The sequence below is a fragment of the Lactiplantibacillus argentoratensis genome, assembly GCF_037290055.1.
In the GTDB taxonomy this organism is placed as follows: Bacteria; Bacillota; Bacilli; order Lactobacillales; family Lactobacillaceae; genus Lactiplantibacillus; species Lactiplantibacillus plantarum.
Genome location: NZ_CP147647.1, coordinates 1,611,792 through 1,633,334, shown reverse-complemented (window position 1 = coordinate 1,633,334; position 21,543 = coordinate 1,611,792). Strand labels below are relative to the sequence as shown.

Below are 21,543 nucleotides of genomic sequence, written 5' to 3'. Positions count from 1 at the left end.
ACAATAACGAAAGCGAAAACGTAAAGGAGCACACTTAATTCATGGATGATTTTCAGCAGTTATCCAAACACCATCGTGATGTTGTGAAAGCGTCAACTGCTTTTATATACGCCATTTTAGTTTCCATTGCTATGAACTATTTCTGGACGCCGGGTCATATTTATTCCTCAGGGATTACTGGGCTCGCGCAGTTGATCAATAGTTTGATGAGCAAGTTTCTTCCTGTTCAGATTTCAACGGCGGCGTTACTGTTTATTTTGAACGTCCCAATGTTCATTATTGCCTGGCGTTCGATTGGGCATAAATTTACGCTGTATACGTTCTTAGCCGTTACGCTGTCTAGTATTATGATTAAACTGATTGCCCCAGTTGGCTTGACCCATGACCCCATCATTTGTGCGATCTTTGGGGGTGCGGTTAATGGCTTTGGGACTGGAACGGCCCTGAAAAACGGGATTTCAACCGGTGGCCTTGATATCATCGGCATTGTGTTGCGTCGTAAAACGGGTCGGAGTATCGGGACGATCAACATGGCGTTCAACTCGATCATTGTCATTGCGGCCGGCTTTGTTTACGGGTGGCCATATGCCTTCTATTCCGCACTCGGCTTGTTTGTAAATGGTCGGGTCATGGATATGACGTATACGCGCCAACAGAAGATGCAAGTGATGATTATAACGAGCCGCCCTAAAACGGTGATCGATAGCGTTCAAAATCGGATACGGCGCGGCGTTACCATTGTGCACAACGCTGAAGGTGCCTATCAACATGATGACAAAACGATTTTATTCACAGTCATCACGCGTTACGAAATGGGCGAATTGAAGGCGGCGATGGCCGAATCGGATCCACACGCTTTCGTCAGCATTTCGGACACGGTCAAGATTCTCGGCCACTTTTATGAGCCGAAGCCTTGATGAAATGATCAGATCAAAAGTGTTTGCAGACAGGGCTTTCGAGACTTGTTTGCAAACACTTTTTTAGTCAGGCGTCCCGGGGCGACTTACCTACTACTATTAATGGCGACACAACTAGCAGAAGGGTGGACATCTGTTATATAATACAAGCATTGTGTTAGGAGTCGGTCACAAGCTCATACCAGTTGACCGAAATCTAATAAAGCCGGTGGGGACGCACGGCAAATCGCACAGACGAGAATCAACAAACCCAGCAAGTACATGCTGATCTGGACTTCTTCCGGCGTGCTGGAGTTGGCTGTTCCGGGTCATGACGCATAGCATACTTTTTACTAATAATCAATGATGAAATGAAAGGATGGCCAGGATGAAGAAAGTAATTTATGTCTGGCTGGTGCGGATCATATCGTGGTTGGCGCACTTTGGCACCAGTGATCAGGTGATTTATCTGATGAGTTTTGCGGATAATTTGGATTTTATTCAGCAGTTGAACCAGCGCGTTCCCGGGCGCTTGACTGTTTATTACTTGCCGAGTGCGGCCACCGGGGCAGCACAACTGGTACGGGCGGGCATTGCGACACGGCCGTTTCATGATTCGGTTCGATTTGCCTTGACGGGAATCCCCGTCATTACCCGAGCAGCGGACGTCTATCTTGATAATTATTACGGTTTTACCGCAGGCTTGACGCGGTCGGCCCCGCAACGACTGATTCAACTCTGGCATGCTGCCGGGGCGGTCAAAACATTCGGCTGGGGTGATCCACAGACGGCACAGCGGCCCGCAGATGACCGCCGTCGGTTTCAGACCGTGTATGATCAGATTACTGATTACGTGGTTGCTTCCGAGAAGATGGGGACGATTTTTGCCGACAGTTACCACGTCTCCCAGACGCGGATGCGCGTCTTGGGATATCCTCGTTCGGATCGATATTGTGAGTCCGACTGGGTGACGCGAACCGCGACGGCCATTTATCAGAAATATCCAGTGTTCAAACAACAGCAAGTTATTTTATATGCGCCAACTTATCGCGCCGGTGTTCAATTTACGTTGCCAGCTGATTTCAAGCAATTAAAGTTACGGCCTGATCAACACTTGATTATCAAGTTACATCCCCATTTGGCCGAGCAGGAACGTGATTTGCAGGCTCGTTACCCGGATCTCGTGACGTTGGTGCCGGAGTTCAGTACTGATGAATTGTTGACGGTCGCTAATACCTTGATCACTGACTATTCATCAGTCGTGTTTGACTACGCGCTGTTACCGAATTGTCAAAAAATCATTTTTTATGTTTTTGATTGGGACCGCTATAAACAAGAAGTGGGCCTGCAAGCTGATTTTAAGGACTGGGCGCCAGGACCATTAGTCCAGACGATAGTGGACTTGAATCACGTCTTAGCAATGCCAAGCACGCCGTTACAATTGGCTCGGTTCAACCAGTTATGGAACACGCGTAATGACGGTCATGCGATCGAGCGGACCTTGGCGTACTTTTACCCACGGGTGACTGCAGCGAATTAAGATCACGTGCCGGACTTGTTTTGATAATGAGTGGTTATGCCGACACCAGGCAACTTTAAGGTATGATAGGAAGTAGTAATCTCGCGAAAAGGATGGGACTAACAATGCTTAGACTAGGTTCACATGTTTCGATGAAGGCACCCAATATGTTGCTTGGATCTGCCAATGAGGCGGCCGGCTACGGTGCCAATACGTTTATGATTTATACGGGCGCACCACAAAATACACGGCGTAAACCAATCGACGAGCTGAAGATTGATGAAGCACAGCCGATAATCGAGGCCAATGATCTGCGTCAGATCGTCGTACACGCGCCGTATATCATTAATTTAGGTAACACGAAAAAACCAGGCTATTTTGAGTTTGCAACCGACTTTCTCTATCAAGAAATTCAACGCGCAGATGCCGTTGGTGCGACGCAATTGACATTACATCCGGGGGCACATATTGGTGCCGGGGCGGATGTTGCGATTGCACAGATCGTCAAGGGGCTGAACGCGGTCATCCGGCCCGAACAGCACGTTCAAATTGCGTTGGAAACGATGGCCGGCAAAGGAACTGAAGTTGGCCGGACGTTTGAAGAACTCGCACAGATGATCGACGGTGTGACTTATAATGAAAAGTTATCGGTTACCTTTGATACTTGTCATACGAGTGATGCCGGTTACGCGATTAAGGATGATTTCGATGGTGTCCTGAATGAATTTGACCACGTGATTGGGTTGGATCGTTTGAAGGTAGTCCATCTCAATGATTCTAAGAACCCTCAAGGTGCGCACAAGGACCGGCACACGAATATCGGCATGGGAACGATTGGCTTTGATGCCTTGAATAAGGTCGCTCATCATCCACAACTACCAGACATCAGCAAGATTTTGGAAACGCCGTATGTTGGGGAAGATAAGAAACATCAATTGCCACCTTACAAGTATGAGATTGCCATGCTCCGGGCTGGGGAGTTTAACACGCATCTGATTGAAGATATTGAACAACAACGTTAATGAGAATTGAACGATAATCGCTAGCCGGTTATCGTTTTTTAGTTTAAAGGAGGAAGATTCACATGCAATTGAGTCAACAGCGGTTATTAGTGATTGGCGGTACTTCGGGCTTCGGTCTAGCGATTGCCGGCCAAGCCTTACAGGAAGGCGCTAACGTTCAGATTATCGGTCATACGGCTGCACACGTGAGCGCGGCCATGACGCAATTAGGTGCGTCAGACCACCTAACAGGTACGGCGTTAGATGCACAGGACCCGACGCAGCTAAAAGCATTTTTTGCCGCGCAACCCGCATTTGACCACGTCGTCTCAATGTTAGGTGGTGCTATGGGTGGCGGGTTCTTGGACAATTCGGTCGCGGCGATTCGAGAGACGATCGAAGATAAGTTTTTTGCCAATCTGCAAGTGGCCCAGCTGGCCAGCGACCATCTTAATCAACACGGCTCACTAATTTTTACGTCGGGTGCTGGGGGTCGACCAGATAACGCTTCCGGAGCAATCGTTGGTAATCAAGCCATTAATACGATGGTCGCTGGACTGGCCGTCGAGTTGGCCCCGGACTATCGCGTCAACGCTGTTGCACCGACTTGGACGCCGACTGGTCTCTGGCGTCAACTATCAAACGCCCAATTGACGGAACAGACCGCGGCCGTCAGTGCTAGTAATCCCTTGAAACGCGTGGCAACGCCAGCTGAAGTGGCATCGGCGTATGTTTATTTGATGCAAAATGAGTTTATAACTGGACAAGTGCTGCACGTCGACGGTGGTGTCGAGCTCGTGTAAGTGGTACGTCTGGTGATCCGTATCCCTCCCATCATGATAAGAAAAAATGACACAAAAAAACGCGTGCTGACCGGTGAACGGTGGCACGCGCTAGCTGACTGGAACCCCTAGGAAGCGCCGCTGAGTTGGGAACCTGTGACCCTAGTCATTGTTGGTTTCGTCAGTATTGAGACTTTCCGTAATCAAAGTGGCGGTTTCTTCAATGGACTTATTCGCAACATTGATGACTAAGCAACCAATCTTCTTAAAAATCTTGTCAGCGTATTCCAGCTCGGCTTTAATTTTATCCGTGTTGGAATACATGGTGTCGGGATTGAGCCCATATTGGACCATCCGTTGCCGGCGAATATCGTTTAACTTTTCAGGATCGTTAGTTAGGCCAAAAATCTTTTTTGGATCAACTTTCCAAATTTCATCAGGAATTTGAGCCTGTGGTACTAGTGGCAAGTTAGCGACTTTCAGGTTCCGGTTCGCTAAGTAGAGTGACAAGGGGGTCTTCGAGGTCCGTGAGACACCCAGTAAGACCACGTCGGCCTCTAAAAAGCCACTTGGATTCTTGCCATCATCGTAGGTGACCGCAAATTCGATTGCGTTGATCCGGTCGAAGTAGTTAGTATTTAACGCATGTACGGTACCAGGGTGATTGGACGGTTGGACGTGCGTAATCTGTGAAAAAGTATCTAGCGCGGGTGTGATGACGTCGTAATACGGCAGGTCGTGCGCTTCACAAAATTGATTAACGATCTTACTGAGCCGACGATCGACAAACGTGTGAAAGATGGCGGCGTGTTCTTTCAATGCCTGCGCCAAAACCGTCTGAAGCAGGGAGTCGGTGCGGACGAACGGGAAGCGCTGATAGCGAATGTCATAGTCGGAGAATTGTGCGGCAGCGGCCAGAGCCACATTATGAGCCGTTTCACCGATGGAATCAGATAAGATAAAGACTTTAATTGCTGACATAGAATAACCTCATTTCGGTTCGATAATAGTCTTAGTGTAGCATAGCTGGCGGGGGATGAAAACGATTTACTGTCCGAACTGGCGTCGCTTTTCGCGATTTATTTTAAGGAAATTGTAAACTTTGGTTGACGGCCTTTTTCAATTTATGTATAATTTACTAGAACAGTTGCGTTATGTGTAAGTATGCATAATTTAACGGTTACTTTTTGAGCTCGGAGGGAGGGAATTTAACATGGCAAAAACAGTCGTTCGTAAAAACGAATCTCTTGATGATGCTCTTCGTCGCTTTAAGCGTACCGTTTCAAAGAGTGGTACTTTACAAGAATACCGCAAACGGGAATTCTACGAAAAACCAAGTGTGAAGAAGAAGTTAAAATCTGAAGCAGCACGTAAGCGTAAGAACCGTCGTCGTTTCAAGTAATTAGTATTGATTACTAATGACCTAACGAGGAGGGAAAACCAATGAGTTTAATTGATACACTCAATGGTGATCTAAAAGCTGCGATGAAGGCGCGCGATAAGCAAGCCCTCAGCGTTATACGGATGCTTAAGTCAGCATTAATGAATGAACAAATTAATGTTGGCCATGATTTAACAGCTGATGAGGAAGTAAGCGTGCTCTCACGTGAACTGAAACAACGGCGCGAATCATTAAGTGAATTCGAAAATGCGGGTCGTCAAGATTTAGTTGACGGCGTTAAAGCAGAAATTACAATTGTTGAGCAGTACATGCCAAAACAATTGTCGGACGAAGAAGTTCAACAGATTGTTGCTGACACCATTCAACAAGTCGGAGCTACCGGTAAAGGTGACTTTGGCAAAGTGATGGGTGCCGTGATGCCCAAACTTAAAGGTCAGGCGGATGGCAAGCTGATCAACCAAACAGTTAAATCATTATTGAATTAACGGTTAACCGGAGAAATTTTTCTCCGGTTTTTTTGTGCTTTTAGACTGGCAACAGTGTACGACTGACGGCTTCAAATTGACTGACACCGACTGACGGATATGCGCTCAGTGCTGAAACGCTGCACTGGTTGACTCGCCGACGATTTAAGCAAAAGAAAGAAAATAGTGCTTGTCACCTCGCTGGCGAATGCGGAGGCGTCCTTGTACTGGTTCGATGGGGGCTTTTATGCTATGATTAACTAACAAATACCTGCTGAAATCAGCGTGGTTATCACGCTAATTGCGGGCACCATCATCAAATGATGGTGATCAAATCTGTCAATAAAGGAGTCCATGTTTTTGACCGAAAACTCAAAATATGAACAAAAATTTCTCATTGCCGATCCGGCCCAGTCAGTTGCATTATTAGGACCAGAAGACGCTCATTTAGCTTTGCTTGAAGATGGGTTACACGTGCAGTTGCACGTGTTTGGGGATCAAATGACGATCAGTAGCGATGACGAAGTCGCTGTTCATAATACGCAAGCAGTACTAGATAATTTAACGAGTTTAATTAAGCAAGGTATTCAGATTGGGGCGCCGGATGTTATCAGCGCCATTAAGATGGTCAACCGGGGGACTTTAAACTACTTTAAAGACCTCTATTCAGAGACCTTAATTAAGGACAATCGTGGACGCCCCATTCGGGTCAAGAACTTTGGTCAGCGGCAGTATGTGCAGGCCGTGGCCAAAAGTGACATTACGTTTGGTATTGGCCCAGCTGGAACTGGGAAGACCTACCTTGCCGTTGTGATGGCAATTGCCGCCCTAAAACGGGGCGATGTCGAGAAATTGATTCTGACGCGGCCAGCGGTCGAAGCTGGTGAAAGTCTCGGGTTCTTACCCGGTGATTTAAAAGAAAAAGTCGATCCGTATCTGCGGCCAATTTATGATGCGTTGTATGATATTTATGGCGCTGAACACACGCAGCGGTTAATGGATCGTGGCATTATCGAAATTGCACCGCTCGCCTATATGCGGGGGCGGACGCTTGACCACGCCTTCGTTATCTTGGATGAAGCCCAGAATACGACGAATGCCCAGATGAAGATGTTTTTGACGCGGTTAGGTTTTGGCGCCAAAATGATTGTTAATGGTGATATCTCACAAATTGATTTACCACACCATACTAAGAGTGGCTTGATTCAAGCCGAACAGATTTTGGGCGGTATTAGCAATGTCGCGTTCGTTAAGTTTACGGCGGATGATGTGGTCAGAAATCCGGTCGTTGCCAAGATTATTACGGCGTACGATCGTGTGGAACAACGCTAGGGGGCACTTATGGATTTAGAATTATACGACCAAACCACGGCGGGCGCGCAGCCAGAACAGTTGCAATTGATCCGGGACTTAATTGATCTTGCTGGTCAGACATTGAAGTTACGGGATGATACCGAGGTCTCGGTGACCCTGATGAATAACGATGCAATTCAAAAAATCAACGAGCGGTATCGGGGCGTCGATCGGCCAACCGATGTCATTAGCTTTGCGATGCACGACGATGACGAGGACGATCTGATCGTGATGGATCCAGAGATGGCGGCGGAAATGCCGCTAAACCTTGGGGATATTATGATATCAGTTGATAAAGTTAGTGAACAAGCCACCTTTTTGCATCATTCGGAGGCCCGTGAGCTAGGCTACTTGGTTGTTCACGGCTTTTTACATTTAAATGGGTATGATCATCTTCAGCCAGCAGATGAAACCGAAATGTTTACATTGCAACGCCAGATTTTGGATGCTTATGGCCTCGAAAAATAGACCAGATCGGCTACAAGTTGGTAAGAATCACTCGTTTTGGCAGTCCTGGCTACACGCGTGGACTGGGCTGAAAACGGTGGTGATTGAAGAACGTAATATGCGAACACACCTTGCACTGGGGGCGGTTGCCTTGTTTGCTGGCTGGTGGGTTCACTTGAGCGTTAACGAATGGCTGTGGCTGGCATTAGCAATTTTTCTAGTCATTTTATGTGAGATCAACAACACGATCGCAGAGAACTTATCCGACATGATTACGGGGCCTAATTTCAGTCCGTTAGCTAAAAAAATTAAGGACATTGCGGCGGGTGCGGTAGTGTTTGCCGCGGCCTTTGCCGTCTTAGTCGGGTTGGTGTTGTTTGGACCTAAAGTTTGGAACTTAGTTGTCAGTTGGTTACGCTAGTCTGCGCGTAACGCTTAGGCAAGATTGAAAGGAATTAATTATGGCAGAACAACAAGCATTTCATTCCGGCTTCGTGGCGATCATTGGTCGTCCCAATGTCGGTAAATCAACACTATTGAATCGGGTCGTTGGGCAAAAAGTTGCCATCATGTCTGACAAAGCGCAAACGACGCGGAACCGTATCCAGGGGATTTATACCACTGCGGATACGCAGATGGTCTTCATTGACACCCCTGGGATTCATAAACCGCATAGTCGGTTAGGCGACTTCATGGTCAAGTCGGCCTTGTCTACTTTGGGTGAAGTGGATGCTGTCCTATTTATGATCAATGCGGACGAACGGCGTGGTGCCGGAGATAACTTTATTATCGATCGGCTTAAAACGGTTAAACAACCGATTTATTTGGTGATTAATAAAATTGATCAAGTCCATCCAGATCATCTTTTGGAAATTATGGATCAGTATAAAGACGCTTTGCCGTGGAAGGAAGTTTATCCAATTTCCGCGCTTGAAGGCAATAACGTTGATGAATTACTGACCACCTTGAAGAGCCAATTACCAGAAGGGCCGCAGTACTATCCGTCCGACCAAATTACGGATCACCCAGAGCGGTTTATCATTTCTGAATTGATTCGTGAAAAAGTCCTTGAATTGACTCGTCAAGAAGTTCCCCATTCAACGGCGGTCGTGATTGATTCAATCAAACGTCAGGATGAAGAAAAAATTCACGTTCAGGCCACGATTATTATTGAACGGTCTTCACAAAAGGGCATCATCATCGGTAAAGGCGGAAGCATGCTCAAAAAGATTGGCTCATTAGCCCGGCGTGATATTGAACACTTACTTGGGGACAAAGTCTACCTTGAACTGTGGGTAAAAGTCCAAGAGAACTGGAAGGATCGTCAAGACTTGCTAGCCAGCTATGGCTATCGGCAAGATGACTATTAGAATCGTTAGGTGATCCAGATGGCCCAACAAATGGTCACGAATTTTAACGGCATATTGCTCTTTCGCCGGGATTACCGGGAACGCGATATGCTAATCAAGTTTTTAACTGCCGAGTATGGCAAGAAAATGTTTTTTATCCGTGGTGCGCGCCGGCGTGGCTTCAAAATGGCGGCGGAGTTATTGCCGTTCACGATGGGGGAATACGTTGGTGATTTACGTGATCAAGGTCTTTCGTACATTAATAGTGTCAAGTCGGTGCAGTATCTTGAACATATTAGTCAAGACATTGCTTTGAACGCTTACGCCACGTACGTCATGAACTTAATGGACGTCGCTTTTCCAGATAATCAACCGGTGGGACGGTGGTACCAGCAATTGACCAGTGCACTGCAACTGATTGATCAAGATGTGGCTCCCGCGTTGGTGGCTAACGTGGTCGAAATTCAGTTATTGCAACCGTTTGGGGTGGCCCCAGAGTTGCGCTGGTGCACGGTTTGTGGTCGAAGTGATTTACCGCTAGATTACTCTGAAAGTTACGGCGGTTTGCTCTGTCAACAGCACTGGCATTTGGATCCCCACCGCTTGCATGCCAGTCCAGCAGCGATCTTTTATCTACGTCAGTTTTCCGTGTTGGATTTGGCTAAGGTTCATTCGATCAAGGTCAAACCGCGGACAGCGGCGGAGTTACGGCGGATTTTGGATGAGATCTATCAGAACTCAGTGGGCGTCCGGTTGAAATCTAAACGCTTCATCGATCAGATGGGCAGTTGGTACCAACCGTTGGCGCCCCGGAAGAATGAGGATTGACAAACGAACGGCCATCAGCTATGATGATGGAGAACTGAATAGTTAAGTGTTGATGAGAGAAGGTTGACGGATTCGATTTACAGTGAGACCGTGATGGTGAAAAACGGTCAGTCAAAGTCGTTAATTGGCGCTTTCGGAGCTTTTATACCGTGTAATTAAGCTGCTGAGGTTACTCAGAAGTAGGGTGGAACCGCGAAACCAATCGTCCCTATGTCGTTATTGTCGACGACAGGGGACTTTTTTTGTGCCGCTAAGTAATGGGAATAGCGGTGCCCCCGTTTCAAAGCCATCAGCCGTTCAGTCACTAATTTTGGGAGGATACTAATGAGCAAAAAGTTATCAGTGCAAGAGATTATCTTAACCTTGCAAAAGTTTTGGTCGGATCAAGGTTGTATGTTAATGCAATCGTATGATACAGAAAAAGGGGCCGGAACGATGAGCCCCTACACGTTCTTACGGGCAATCGGTCCGGAACCATGGAACGCGGCGTACGTTGAACCTTCACGCCGGCCTGCCGATGGTCGGTATGGGGAGAACCCCAACCGGTTGTACCAACACCACCAATTCCAAGTAGTCATGAAACCCTCACCAGAAAACGTGCAGGATTTATACTTACAAAGCTTGGAAAAACTTGGCATTAACCCGCTAGAACACGATATTCGTTTCGTGGAAGATAACTGGGAAAACCCATCAATGGGTTGTGCCGGTGTTGGTTGGGAAGTTTGGCTCGACGGGATGGAAATCAGCCAATTCACCTACTTCCAACAAGTTGGTGGCCTCGAAGTTGACCCCGTTACTTCTGAAATTACCTATGGTTTGGAACGACTCTCATCTTATATTCAAGATGTGAACTCCGTTTTTGACCTCGAATGGGGTGATGGCGTGAAGTATGGTGACATCTTCTTGGAACCAGAATTCGAAAATTCTAAGTACGCTTTTGAAGATAGCAACGAAGAATTATTATTAATGTTATTTGATGAATATGAAAAGGAAGCCAAGCGGCAAATTAAGAACGGCTTAGTTCACCCCGCGTACGACTACTGTCTTAAATGTAGTCATACCTTCAACTTGATGGATGCTCGCGGTATGGTTTCAGTTACGGAACGGGCCGGCTACTTAGACCGAATCCGTAACATGGCGAAGTCGATTGCCAAGGAATTCGTGGCGCAACGTGAAAAACGTGGCTTCCCGTTATTAAAACACGCACAGGAGGAGACGAAATAATGGCGAAAACTTATTTACTTGAAATTGGTTTGGAAGAAATGCCGGCCCACGTCGTTACACCGAGTGTGTTACAACTTAAAGAACGAATGGTCAAGTTTTTGAAGGATGCCCGGCTTGATTTTGAAGACGTTAAAGCTTTCTCAACACCACGCCGGTTAACGGTTCAAGTGTTAGGCTTAGCTGACAAGCAGGCTGATGTGAAAAAAGAAGTTCGGGGGCCAGCAAAGAAGATTGCCCAGGATGCAGATGGCAACTGGACGAAAGCGGCAATCGGCTTTTCTAAGGGCCAAGGGGCGTCAACTGATGATATCGTCTTCAAGGATATCAAGGGTACCCCATATGTCTTTGTTCAGACCTTTACGGCTGGTAAGACGGCGGCTGAAGTATTAACGGCCGGAATCAAGGAAGTTATCACCAAGATGAATTTCCCAACGATGATGAAGTGGTCAACGTACAGCTTCAAGTATATCCGGCCGATTCGTTGGATCGTGTCATTATTAGATGACGAAGTGGTGCCGGTTCAGATTCTGGACGTCACGGCTGGCCGCGTTTCACGGGGCCATCGTTTCTTAGGTCATGACGTTGAAATCGCCACGGCCACGGATTATGAAGCCGACTTAGCTAGTGTTCAAGTCATTGCTGATGCCACTAAACGTAAAGCGACGATTCGTGAACAGATCGCAGCCTTGGCGAATGAACGCGACTGGCAAATCAAAGTTAATGAAGACCTGTTGGAAGAAGTTAATAACTTGGTGGAATATCCAACTGCATTTGCTGGAGATTTTGATACCAAATACTTAACGATCCCGGATGAAGTCTTGATTACTTCGATGCGTGATCATCAACGGTTCTTCTACGTAACGGATGCCGAGGATAACTTATTACCACACTTTGTTTCCGTTCGAAATGGGAACACGGATCACTTGGAAAACGTGGCCTTAGGTAACCAGAAAGTGTTAACGGCGCGCTTAGAAGATGCTGCTTTCTTCTATCATGAAGATCAACAACACTCGATTCAAGAATATGTGGAACGACTCAAAAAGGTTAGCTTCCATGATAAAATCGGGACGATGTATGAGAAAATGCAACGGGTCATGGTTATCAGTGACTTTTTGGCTGATCGGTTTGGTTTGACTGAGACTGAAAAGAACCAACTCCACCGGGCAGCGCAAATCTATAAATTTGATTTGGTGACGGGGATGGTTGGTGAATTCCCTGAATTACAAGGGGTCATGGGTGACAAGTATGCTGTTTTGAAGGGCGAAGATCCAGCAGTCGGTCAAGCTATTCGTGAACATTACATGCCAATCAGCGCTGATGGCGACTTGCCTAAGTCCAAGGTCGGCGCGGTATTAGCCATTGCGGACAAGGTTGATTCGATTATGAGTTTCTTTGCCGTTGGGTTGACGCCTAGTGGCTCTAATGATCCGTTTGCTTTGCGTCGTCAGGCATTTGGGATCGTGCGGATCGTACGGGAACAGGGTTGGGACTTCCCAATTCGTCAACTCGAAGCCGATATTCAAAAGGAATTAGTGGCTCATGATGCCACGTACAACTTAGACTTCGAAAAGCAAACGGCACCAGTTGCTGATTTCTTAACGGATCGCGTCAAGCAGTGGTTTAACAACCGTAAGATTCGCTACGATATCGTCGATACGGTTATCAAAGGAAGTCGTCAGGATATCCGTGAGATGTTTAAAGCAGCCGACGTGTTGAATGCCCATCAAGATGATCCACAGTTCAAGGACACAATTGAAGCCTTTACCCGTCTATTGCGGATTACGGCGAAAGCTAAGTTGGACACTGGTGATTTGACCGTTGATCCAAGCTTGTTTGAAAATGAAGCGGAACAACAGTTGTACGATGCTGTGCTTGAATTGCAAAAGCAATTTACCCCAGCGATGAGTATGGACGACCGTTTCAAGGCCCTGGCCACCTTACGACCATTGATTGTCGATTACTTTGAACAGACGATGGTGATGAGTAAGGATGAAAAAGTCCGGGATAATCACTTGAAGCAACTCTTAACGATCGCCCAAATGATTAACGTGATGGGTGATTTGAACCAATTAATCGTTAAATAGACGCAGACCATGTATAATAAAGAGAAGTTACAGCAAGCACGCTGTAACTTCTTTTTTAATTCAACGACAAACAAATTTGACAAAAGTGTCTAATAAGAACAACTTATTATTGCACTGCTGTCAAACTTGTGGTACTATATATTCTGTAAAAGTTTGCACGTACAAAGTCGCATCCAAGTTTCGTGATGCGGCTTTTGATTGCGGCAATGATTTGGTTGGTTTGTCAGACTTTAGTTAGTAGAAATGGGGTGGCAAAGTGGCCAATCGAATTCCCGAGGAAAAGGTTGAGCAAGTCCGCTCAGCAGTCAACATTGCGGATTTTATTGGACAATACGTTCAGTTGAAGAAGGCCGGTAAGAATTTATTTGGCCTGTGTCCCTTTCACGAAGAGCGCACGCCGTCCTTTTCGGTCAATGAGCAAAAGCAGATTTTTCACTGTTTTAGCTGTGGCCGTGGGGGCAACGTGTTCAGCTTCATTATGGATCTCGAAAACTTGTCTTTTCCGGAAGCAGTCGTCAAGGTGGCCGATTTTGGGCACATTGACTTGCCGGCGAGCTATACGGCGCAGTCACAACCGGCCGCACCTAAGGATCAGCAACAAGCCGATCTGTTAAAGTTGTACGCGGATAGCGCTAAGATGTATCAACATATTTTAGTGAATACTGAACTGGGTGAACCGGCGCTTAAGTACTTGCACGAGCGTGGGCTGGATGATGAGACGATTAAAACGTTTGGTATCGGCTATGCACCTGCTAATCAGCTCTTGTTAGATTTTTTTAAAGAACACCAGACTGACTACCAACTACTACGGCAGTCGGGACTGTTCATTGAGAATCAAGCAGGGGACTTACGTGATCGCTTCGTTGACCGGGTCTTGTTTCCGATTAAAGACGCGAGTGGGCGGGTGATTGCTTTCTCAGGTCGAATCCTCAAAAAATCCCCTAATGAACCTAAGTATTTAAATAGTCCGGAAACGAAGCTGTTTAACAAGCGTTCGGTATTATTTAACTTTGACTTAGCACGGGGGCCCATTCGACAACAAAAGTCGGTGGTGCTGTTTGAAGGCTTTATGGATGTGATTGCGGCTTATCGTTCTGGTATTCAGAACGGGGTCGCATCAATGGGGACGAGCTTAACTGATGAGCAGATTTACATGCTTGAGCGCGTTACCGACACCCTATATGTCTGTTACGATAGCGATATGCCGGGGCAAAAGGCGACTGATCGTGCTCTGAAATTGCTAGGTGGTAACAGTCGCCTTAATCTGGGTGTAATCCAAATGCCTGATGGGATGGATCCCGACGAGTATTTGCGTGCTCAGGGGCAGGAGAAGTTTGTCCAAGTATTTGAAGACGGTAAGCAAACGCCCACTGCATTTGAAATGCAGTATTTAAAACATGATTTGAACTTGCAAAACACGCCCGATCAATTGACTTATTTACAGGCGGTCTTGCAACAATTAGCACAACTGTCCTCTAGTGTCGAACAGGATTTATATTTAAACCAATTAGTGGCGGAGTTCGATCTTGATAAGGATGATTTAAAGCAACAGTTACGATCACTGGTCGGTCAGCAGGCCGTTCGACGTGGCGGTGGTGGTCGCTCGGATGAACCGCAAGTAGCTCCGCCACCAGCACCTGCACCGCTAGGGCCACCCCCGGCCACGGTGGATGGCAGTACCAACAACGGCCCGTTAAGTCGGGTAGAGAAGGCAGAGCGGCTGTTACTGTACCGTTTGTTGAATGACCACGATGTTTGGTTACGCGTGATGGCGATTGCTGGTTTTCATTTTGTTCATGATTCGTATCAACAAATCTTGGTGTATGCGGAGGCTTACTTTAAAACGCATAATCAATTTGATTTGGGTAACTTTACGGATTTTATGACGGATTCAGATTTACAGCCGGTCGTCACGAGTTTGGAATTTATGGACGTTGCCAGTGAATCTTCCAAGGAGGAGATTGCTGATCTAGTCAACGTAATCATGAATCAACAGCCGCTGGTAGAACAAATCAACAGTAAGAAGGCCGAGTTAACGGCAGCCAAGCAGATCGGTAATCGTGATTTGGTTCAGCAGTTAACGTTGGCATTAATTGACCTATATCGGCAACAACAGCAGGTCCAACGAGCTGATAACTAGGCGTGAAAATGATATACTTAAGGTTGGCTCGGTATTGCAACCGATCAGCTGGTAGATGCATACTAAATAGGAGGCTACTACATGGCAAAGGCAAAAGCAACGACGGAATACGACAAAGCCGTTAAAGCATTAATTAAGGAATATAAGAAAACTGGTAGCATTCAATATGATGAATTATCAGATAAATTAGCAGCGCCTTACAAACTAGATGCTAGTGGCATTGATAAATTATTACAAAAGGTTGAAGATGCTGGGATTAGTGTTGTTGATGAAAAAGGTGATCCTGATGCTCGAGCGGTCAAAAGTGTCAAAAAAGTTTCTAAGAAGGAACTTAGTGACGCTGGCTCGGCTTCTGGAATTAAAATCAATGATCCCGTGCGGATGTATTTGAAAGAAATTGGTCGTGTCGACTTGTTAACGGCTGACGAAGAAGTCGCTTTAGCACTCCGAATCGAACAAGGTGATGAATCTGCCAAGCAAGAATTAGCCGAAGCCAACTTACGGTTGGTCGTTTCGATTGCCAAACGTTACGTGGGTCGGGGAATGCAATTCCTTGATTTGATTCAAGAAGGTAACATGGGGCTAATGAAGGCCGTTGAAAAGTTTGATTACCGTAAAGGATTCAAGTTCTCAACGTACGCGACTTGGTGGATTCGCCAAGCAATTACGCGGGCAATTGCCGACCAAGCGCGGACCATTCGGATTCCAGTGCACATGGTCGAAACCATTAACAAATTAATTCGAATTCAACGGCAACTGTTACAAGATTTAGGGCGCGAACCAACTCCTGAAGAAATTGGGGCTGAAATGGACATGCCAACGGAAAAGGTTCGTGAAATCTTGAAGATCGCACAAGAACCCGTTTCATTGGAAACGCCAATTGGTGAAGAGGACGATTCACACTTAGGTGACTTCATCGAAGACCAAGACGCAACTTCACCAGCGGATGCCGCGGCTTATGAATTGTTGAAAGAACAACTGGAAGGTGTCCTTGATACCTTGACGGACCGGGAAGAAAACGTCTTACGCTTACGGTTCGGACTTGATGATGGTCGGACCCGGACACTGGAAGAAGTTGGAAAAGTCTTCGGTGTGACCCGTGAACGGATTCGCCAAATCGAAGCCAAGGCGCTACGGAAGTTACGCCACCCATCACGTAGCAAACAATTGAAAGATTTCTTGGAATAATCACCAGATGATGACGTCTGACTAACCAGCTAAGGTGCTGATTGGTCAGGCGTTTTTTTTATGTAGTTGCTAAAACGTGGTGGACACTGATTTAAGACGCAACCCGCGTCTTAATGCCATATTGACGAAACGTGTTCGGGTCTGACTGAGATTCAAAACAACTGAGACAACATTAACGCTTGTTTAATGTTCCAAGCAGTAATTGAATTCAGCAATCGCCAGCTTGGATCAACCGGAAACAGTTTGAGCTTGCACCAATTTTCGGTGGATTCTTACCACGCTAACTTTCAGTCGTGATGGTATTCGGATTCACCAGTATTAATAGGACAATATCTAAAGATAATCGATGATAACTTAAGTTTTTAATTGCAGTGCCAGGTCAAAATATTCAATAAATAATTGTACCAAGTTAGGCGGCCATTTGAGTGGCTTACCAGTCACCAATGTTCACCTGCATTAGCAGCTGAAAAAATTCAGGCACTGGCAGTCTAACGAATTGGCGTGAACACAGGCCCAAAAACACGATCACTAGCCAGTGACCGTGTTTTTATTTGATAATTCTGGAAATTAGTTGTTCGCGTCAGCGGCTGGTGTCATCCAATCAACAAATCGATTTGCATGTTCGGTAAAGAAATTTACGAGTCGCCCAGTTAAAAAGGCTGCAATGAGGGTACCTTCCCGAACCCCCGCTAAAGAATGAGTAAAGCTGAGTGCCAGGACTAGTGAAATGCCAATCAGAATGAAATCATTATAAACTTTGACTTTGGCAAACTTGAGTTGATGCATCAGTGTGATGGCGTTCGGAAGTCCTTCACCAGGCATGATAATGGCGTGTGAATTGACTTCTAAAAAGACACCTAACGATAAGAGCACCGTTCCCATTAAGACAAGTCCGAGTTGCTCGATGTATGTTTGATTAGGAAGACTATGGAAAAACCGCACAAAAGCATCGATGAACCAACCGAACAGGCTACCCGGAATTAATTGTAATAAGTTTTGCCAGGAGAACTGCCGGCGCAAAACGACGGCTTCTAGTAGAACTAAAATGAAAATAAAAGCAATTGTCAACTGGCCAATTGGAATTGCCGTAATATTGCTAATGACATTCGGAATACTGGAAATTGGGGACGTTCCTAGTAAGGATAATTTAGAGAGTGCGACGCCAGCTGACATGCACAGGATACCAATTACGAGGACTCCAAAGTGTTTAATGAATTTTTTCAATGACAATTTCAATCTCTTTTCTCTTGTAAGGCTAGGTAAACTTGTTGCAATTGGTTCGTAAACACTTGCTCGTTGACTTCTGGATGAGCAGCGAAGAAGTCATGCCACCAGTCAATCAACGTTTTCTTAATGGCGATAGCGATTTGTTCACCAGCCGGTGTCAAGCTAATTCGTAGACTACGCTGATCGGCAGGATCACGAAAACGGATGACGAGTTGGCGTTGCTCAAGTTGACGAACAGTTCGAGCTAATAAACTAGGATCGAGCATCAGACTGGCAGCCAAGTCCTTTTGAGTTTGAGCCGGGTGGTCGTAAACAACCAGTAATAAGTCACTTTCGGTCGCTCGAATATTCAACGCCTGTAGTTGGGTGTTGATGCTGTTTTTGGATTCGCGGTAAATACCCGCAATATATTTAGTTAGACTAAAATACTCGATAGTCAGCACTCCTTTTTTATAAATAGTGGACAAGTCCATTATTTATAAAAAAAACGACTTTGTCAAGTCAGTCGTTTAATCGGTCACAGTTGTAAGTCATCGTTAATAGTGGATATGGACGGCCCTGATCATCAGTTGGTTGGCGATCAGTGACTTGGAAACCACGGTGTTCATAAAATTGACGCGCCCGCGGGTTTTGTTCATTCACCGTAAGCGCTGTGGCACCATAATCCTGAATACTAGTTTGCAGTAAGGCGGTTCCAATACCAGTCCCACTTGCGGCTGGGGCGATAAAAAGCATGGCTACTAGTGAACCATCAATACCGATGAAACCAGCTGGGGTATTTTGGTCATCCACTGCAACGAGCAGTTGTGGAACGGTTCGTAATGCTGTGGGGACCTCGTGCTCAATGGTTGTGATTTCAGCGGGCGTTAGAAAGTGGTGACTGGCGTCGACGGACTGTCGCCAAAGCTGAGTTAATTGGCTAATCAATTGCGGTGTTCGCTCGGCAGGCGGGAAAGACTTAATTAACAATGGTCGACCTCCTTATTTTTGTTGTGATTGGTTAAGTTTAACATAAGAGCTAGAGTCAGTGCCAAAACTAATTCAACGGTTGGAATGACCTTTGAATGTATTGAACTTTTGATGGACTAATCATTTTTCAACTGGAGAATGGCGGATTAAAGACGCACATACGTAGGCGAGTAACAACTAGACGAAGTGAAATCACAGTTAATCAGCGACCACCCTCAGTTAGGAATGGCAGATCAATCGACAATGTATTGGCTGGCTCGTATACTAGCGAAAAGTGGATTGGATGTGTTGGAATGAAATTTGTGATTTTTGGCGGTGAATTACTGCTGTTAGCTGCCTGGCTCATTGATGGTCGAACACTGCCATTGAGTTTGCGTCTAATTGGTGTTATTGGAATCGTCATCGTTTCGCAATTAGCACATTGGGTATTGAAAGCACGGTAACTAGCGTTATTAATTGTGATTCAAATGAGCTTTTGATGTAAATCCAGAAGCTCACTTTTTGTCTGGGTTATTTTCTAAAGAATTATGCTAACTTATCAATACTGTTGAAATAATGACATTTGTCACCTGATCATTATGACAAACGCGACTACTCGACCCGATTACGCTGGCGTAAACTATAATCATTAAAGGAGGCGGGGATAATGACACCGTTGATTGAAGCAACTAAGGTCGCATTTAGTTATGGTCAACAGTCAGTTTTGACTGATATTAATATGACGATCATGCCGGGCGAGATTGTTGGCTTGATTGGTGAAAATGGGGCCGGCAAAACGACGTTGTTAAATTTGTTATTAGGAATCAAACGAGTCCAGCAGGGCCATCTCAAGGTGTTCGGGCAAGCGGCCGGTAGCCTGGCGGCGCGATTAAAGATTGGGTCAATGATGCAGGGTGATATGGCCATTCAAGGCGTGACGGTGCGTGATATGTTAAGGCTAGCTGCGGTACAACGTCTGCCTGAATTTGATTGGCAAGCATTACTAGCCACCTTGAAACTACAAGACATAGCCCAGCAACGCTTGACGGCGTTATCTGGAGGACAGTTACGACGAGTCACCTTTGCTTTGGCACTGGTAGGTGATCCCGATTTGTTATTTTTAGACGAGCCGACCGTTGGCATGGATACCAATGCGCAACAGACATTTTGGCAACAGATTAGGCTCTTGAAGGCCGCTGGTAAAACCATTATCATTACCAGTCATTACCTACCGGAGATTGAAGCCATCGCTGATCGAATTATGTTGCTGAAGGACGGGCGCTTTGTTTTTCAAGGCTCGTTTGCCGTGTTGCAAAAACAATATCAACAAGTAGAGATTCGTTGCCAAACGAGATTGCCAGCGGATCGGTTTACAAATTTAACGGCAGTAACTGCGGTTACTAAGCAAGGCGACGAACTACGCATGAGTAGTGAAGACGGTGACGCTACGCTGCAAGCGATGATGCCCATAATCAGTGAGTTGCATCAAGTCTCAATTAGTCGTGAATCATTGACGGATATTTTTGTTCATCTGACGAAGGGAGTCTCAGCATGAAAATTTTAATGGCTCAACTGAGATTTGATGCACGGCGTTTGATTATTCGAAACGCAGCGTTTCAGTTTTTTGCCTTGGTGATGCCAGCAGCTTTTTACTTGTTATTTACAAAAGTAATGGTTACCGGTGGCACAACGGCTCAAATCGCACTTTTTAATCGGTCTTATATGGGCAGTATGATCGTTTATAGTGGGACGATCAGTACGCTGTTCAGTATTGCCCAGATTCTAATGCATGATCGGGAACGGGGACTATTACGGTGGCTACGGTTAACGCCACACGGGGTAGTACCGTACTATCGTTCGATTGGCATGATGAGTTTGGGAATGAATGCGTTAACGGTCGTTATTTTAGGCGCGCTTGCGGTCGTTGTGAACCACGTTGATTTAACCGTGTTTCAATGGCTAGGGATACTTGGAATTGCCCTGATTGGTCAATTGCCGACATTGCTTATGGGCGTTGGACTCTCATTTTTGAATCGTGCCGAAACGTTGAGTGTCGCTAGTAATTTAATTACCTTTCCAATGGCCATTATTAGTGGTCTATGGTGGCCCATTAGCCTATTACCAAGCTGGCTACAGGTGATTGGTAAACGACTGCCAACATATTATGTGAACGATTTGTTGGTCAACTGGGGCACCCATGGTACACTAAAATTAATCGATTTGCTTGGTATCGGGCTGTGGGTGTGCGGCCTATTAGTGATTGTTAGTTGGGTGATTCAGCGGGTACTTAAACGGGGGAATGGCGTTGTTGACGCATCATAAAAATAAATTGAAGACGATTGAATGGACGAGCTACGTGTGGCTCGCCTATTTGCCGTATACAATTGCGGCTTATATACCCGTTAAATCTTGGCATGATTGGTTTTGGCTAATGTTAGTTGGTGGCTTTCTTGTATTGTACATCTTGGTTGTTGAGAAACCGCATTGGCGTGCAGTGACGATGCCGGCGGAGTTAGTTGTGACGGGACTGTTTGCGGTATTTGCGGCTAACAATTTTATGATCATCTTTCCCGGCTGGCAAGTGAGCTTTTTACTTGGTCGTCGTCCTAAACGAGAATTTTATGGTTTTGCTTTAGGGTATTATGCCCCCGGTTTGTAAAATTAAGTTAGAAATTTAAAAAGCCATTTGTG

General features: G+C 45.9%; 22 protein-coding genes and 1 pseudogene. 19 read left to right on the top strand and 4 right to left on the bottom strand.

The genetic code is table 11. The features are described from left to right. Window positions 1–41: 41 nt before the first annotated feature. The 4 genes from V7R88_RS07635 (at window position 42) to V7R88_RS07620 (ending at window position 4,219) form a co-directional block, all read left to right on the top strand. Window positions 42–917 carry a YitT family protein gene (locus V7R88_RS07635; RefSeq protein WP_003640688.1) on the top strand — a complete coding sequence of 292 codons (876 nt, stop codon included), beginning with the start codon at window positions 42–44 and terminating at the stop codon, window positions 915–917. A gap of 358 nt (window positions 918–1,275) precedes the next feature. Beyond that, entirely contained in the window at window positions 1,276–2,436 is a 1,161-nt protein-coding gene (locus V7R88_RS07630; protein ID WP_057716982.1) for a CDP-glycerol glycerophosphotransferase family protein, read from the top strand. Window positions 2,437–2,540: 104 nt separating this feature from the next. Beyond that, window positions 2,541–3,437, top strand: coding sequence for a deoxyribonuclease IV (locus V7R88_RS07625; RefSeq protein ID WP_054396630.1), 897 nt, complete (start codon window positions 2,541–2,543; stop codon window positions 3,435–3,437). Window positions 3,438–3,493: 56 nt separating this feature from the next. Continuing rightward, on the top strand, window positions 3,494–4,219 hold the full coding sequence (locus V7R88_RS07620) for an SDR family oxidoreductase (protein WP_072535265.1): 726 nt from the start codon (window positions 3,494–3,496) through the stop codon (window positions 4,217–4,219). Between the two features lie 141 nt (window positions 4,220–4,360). On the opposite strand, the gene V7R88_RS07615 is transcribed toward V7R88_RS07620, so the two are convergent. Next, the gene (locus tag V7R88_RS07615; RefSeq protein WP_054396631.1) at window positions 4,361–5,179 is read right to left on the bottom strand and encodes a pyruvate, water dikinase regulatory protein; all 819 of its coding nucleotides are present in this window, start codon (window positions 5,177–5,179) and stop codon (window positions 4,361–4,363) included. A gap of 232 nt (window positions 5,180–5,411) precedes the next feature. Between V7R88_RS07615 and rpsU the strand changes: the two genes are divergently transcribed. From rpsU to rpoD, 11 genes are all read left to right on the top strand, one after another. Further along, window positions 5,412–5,600: a 30S ribosomal protein S21 gene (gene rpsU / locus V7R88_RS07610; protein ID WP_003638914.1), complete on the top strand. Its 189-nt coding sequence runs from the start codon at window positions 5,412–5,414 to the stop codon at window positions 5,598–5,600. 41 nt (window positions 5,601–5,641) lie between these two features. Beyond that, window positions 5,642–6,085 (top strand): GatB/YqeY domain-containing protein, encoded by a 444-nt coding sequence (locus V7R88_RS07605; RefSeq protein ID WP_226319647.1) that lies wholly within the window; start codon window positions 5,642–5,644, stop codon window positions 6,083–6,085. Window positions 6,086–6,418: 333 nt separating this feature from the next. Next, a complete protein-coding gene (locus V7R88_RS07600) occupies window positions 6,419–7,396 on the top strand; it encodes a PhoH family protein (RefSeq protein WP_057716980.1) in 978 nt (325 codons plus the stop codon). 9 nt (window positions 7,397–7,405) lie between these two features. Then, window positions 7,406–7,885 carry an rRNA maturation RNase YbeY gene (ybeY, locus tag V7R88_RS07595; RefSeq protein ID WP_057716979.1) on the top strand — a complete coding sequence of 160 codons (480 nt, stop codon included), beginning with the start codon at window positions 7,406–7,408 and terminating at the stop codon, window positions 7,883–7,885. Beyond that, window positions 7,869–8,285 (top strand): diacylglycerol kinase family protein, encoded by a 417-nt coding sequence (locus V7R88_RS07590; RefSeq protein WP_057716978.1) that lies wholly within the window; start codon window positions 7,869–7,871, stop codon window positions 8,283–8,285. Before ybeY ends, V7R88_RS07590 begins: the two co-directional genes overlap by 17 nt. Window positions 8,286–8,325: 40 nt before the next feature. Further along, on the top strand, window positions 8,326–9,234 hold the full coding sequence (gene era / locus V7R88_RS07585; RefSeq protein ID WP_057716977.1) for a GTPase Era: 909 nt from the start codon (window positions 8,326–8,328) through the stop codon (window positions 9,232–9,234). Window positions 9,235–9,264: 30 nt separating this feature from the next. Further along, the gene (gene recO, locus V7R88_RS07580; protein ID WP_003644472.1) at window positions 9,265–10,041 is read left to right on the top strand and encodes a DNA repair protein RecO; all 777 of its coding nucleotides are present in this window, start codon (window positions 9,265–9,267) and stop codon (window positions 10,039–10,041) included. A 324-nt stretch (window positions 10,042–10,365) separates the two neighbouring features. Further along, window positions 10,366–11,265 carry a glycine--tRNA ligase subunit alpha gene (glyQ, locus tag V7R88_RS07575; RefSeq protein WP_003640677.1) on the top strand — a complete coding sequence of 300 codons (900 nt, stop codon included), beginning with the start codon at window positions 10,366–10,368 and terminating at the stop codon, window positions 11,263–11,265. Then, a complete protein-coding gene (gene glyS / locus V7R88_RS07570) occupies window positions 11,265–13,349 on the top strand; it encodes a glycine--tRNA ligase subunit beta (RefSeq protein WP_057716976.1) in 2,085 nt (694 codons plus the stop codon). The genes glyQ and glyS overlap by 1 nt, the downstream gene beginning before the upstream one ends. A gap of 256 nt (window positions 13,350–13,605) precedes the next feature. Next, window positions 13,606–15,489, top strand: a complete 1,884-nt coding sequence (gene dnaG / locus V7R88_RS07565) for a DNA primase (protein ID WP_057716975.1) — start codon at window positions 13,606–13,608, stop codon at window positions 15,487–15,489. 81 nt (window positions 15,490–15,570) lie between these two features. Beyond that, window positions 15,571–16,677 carry an RNA polymerase sigma factor RpoD gene (gene rpoD, locus V7R88_RS07560; RefSeq protein WP_003640674.1) on the top strand — a complete coding sequence of 369 codons (1,107 nt, stop codon included), beginning with the start codon at window positions 15,571–15,573 and terminating at the stop codon, window positions 16,675–16,677. Window positions 16,678–17,244: 567 nt separating this feature from the next. Here the strand turns inward: rpoD and V7R88_RS07555 are convergent. From V7R88_RS07555 to V7R88_RS07545, 3 genes are read right to left on the bottom strand one after another with little or no spacing between them, the layout of a single operon-like run. Beyond that, complete coding sequence (locus V7R88_RS07555) at window positions 17,245–17,913, bottom strand: YczE/YyaS/YitT family protein (protein ID WP_057717113.1); 669 nt, start codon at window positions 17,911–17,913, stop codon at window positions 17,245–17,247. Next, the gene (locus V7R88_RS07550) at window positions 17,910–18,347 is read right to left on the bottom strand and encodes a MarR family winged helix-turn-helix transcriptional regulator (RefSeq protein WP_027821980.1); all 438 of its coding nucleotides are present in this window, start codon (window positions 18,345–18,347) and stop codon (window positions 17,910–17,912) included. Before V7R88_RS07550 ends, V7R88_RS07555 begins: the two co-directional genes overlap by 4 nt. 58 nt (window positions 18,348–18,405) lie before the next feature. Next, window positions 18,406–18,873 carry a GNAT family N-acetyltransferase gene (locus V7R88_RS07545; RefSeq protein WP_057717114.1) on the bottom strand — a complete coding sequence of 156 codons (468 nt, stop codon included), beginning with the start codon at window positions 18,871–18,873 and terminating at the stop codon, window positions 18,406–18,408. A gap of 293 nt (window positions 18,874–19,166) precedes the next feature. Between V7R88_RS07545 and V7R88_RS07540 the strand changes: the two genes are divergently transcribed. From V7R88_RS07540 to V7R88_RS07525, 4 genes and pseudogenes are all read left to right on the top strand, one after another. Then, window positions 19,167–19,316, top strand: coding sequence for a hypothetical protein (locus tag V7R88_RS07540; RefSeq protein WP_162985461.1), 150 nt, complete (start codon window positions 19,167–19,169; stop codon window positions 19,314–19,316). Between the two features lie 203 nt (window positions 19,317–19,519). Further along, window positions 19,520–20,407, top strand: coding sequence for an ABC transporter ATP-binding protein (locus tag V7R88_RS07535; protein ID WP_057717115.1), 888 nt, complete (start codon window positions 19,520–19,522; stop codon window positions 20,405–20,407). Further along, a complete protein-coding gene (locus V7R88_RS07530; protein ID WP_003644463.1) occupies window positions 20,404–21,174 on the top strand; it encodes an ABC transporter permease in 771 nt (256 codons plus the stop codon). Before V7R88_RS07535 ends, V7R88_RS07530 begins: the two co-directional genes overlap by 4 nt. Then, window positions 21,152–21,499: pseudogene (locus V7R88_RS07525) on the top strand (sensor histidine kinase); the annotation flags it as partial. The gene V7R88_RS07530 and the pseudogene V7R88_RS07525, both read left to right, overlap by 23 nt. Between the last annotated feature and the right edge of the window lie 44 nt (window positions 21,500–21,543).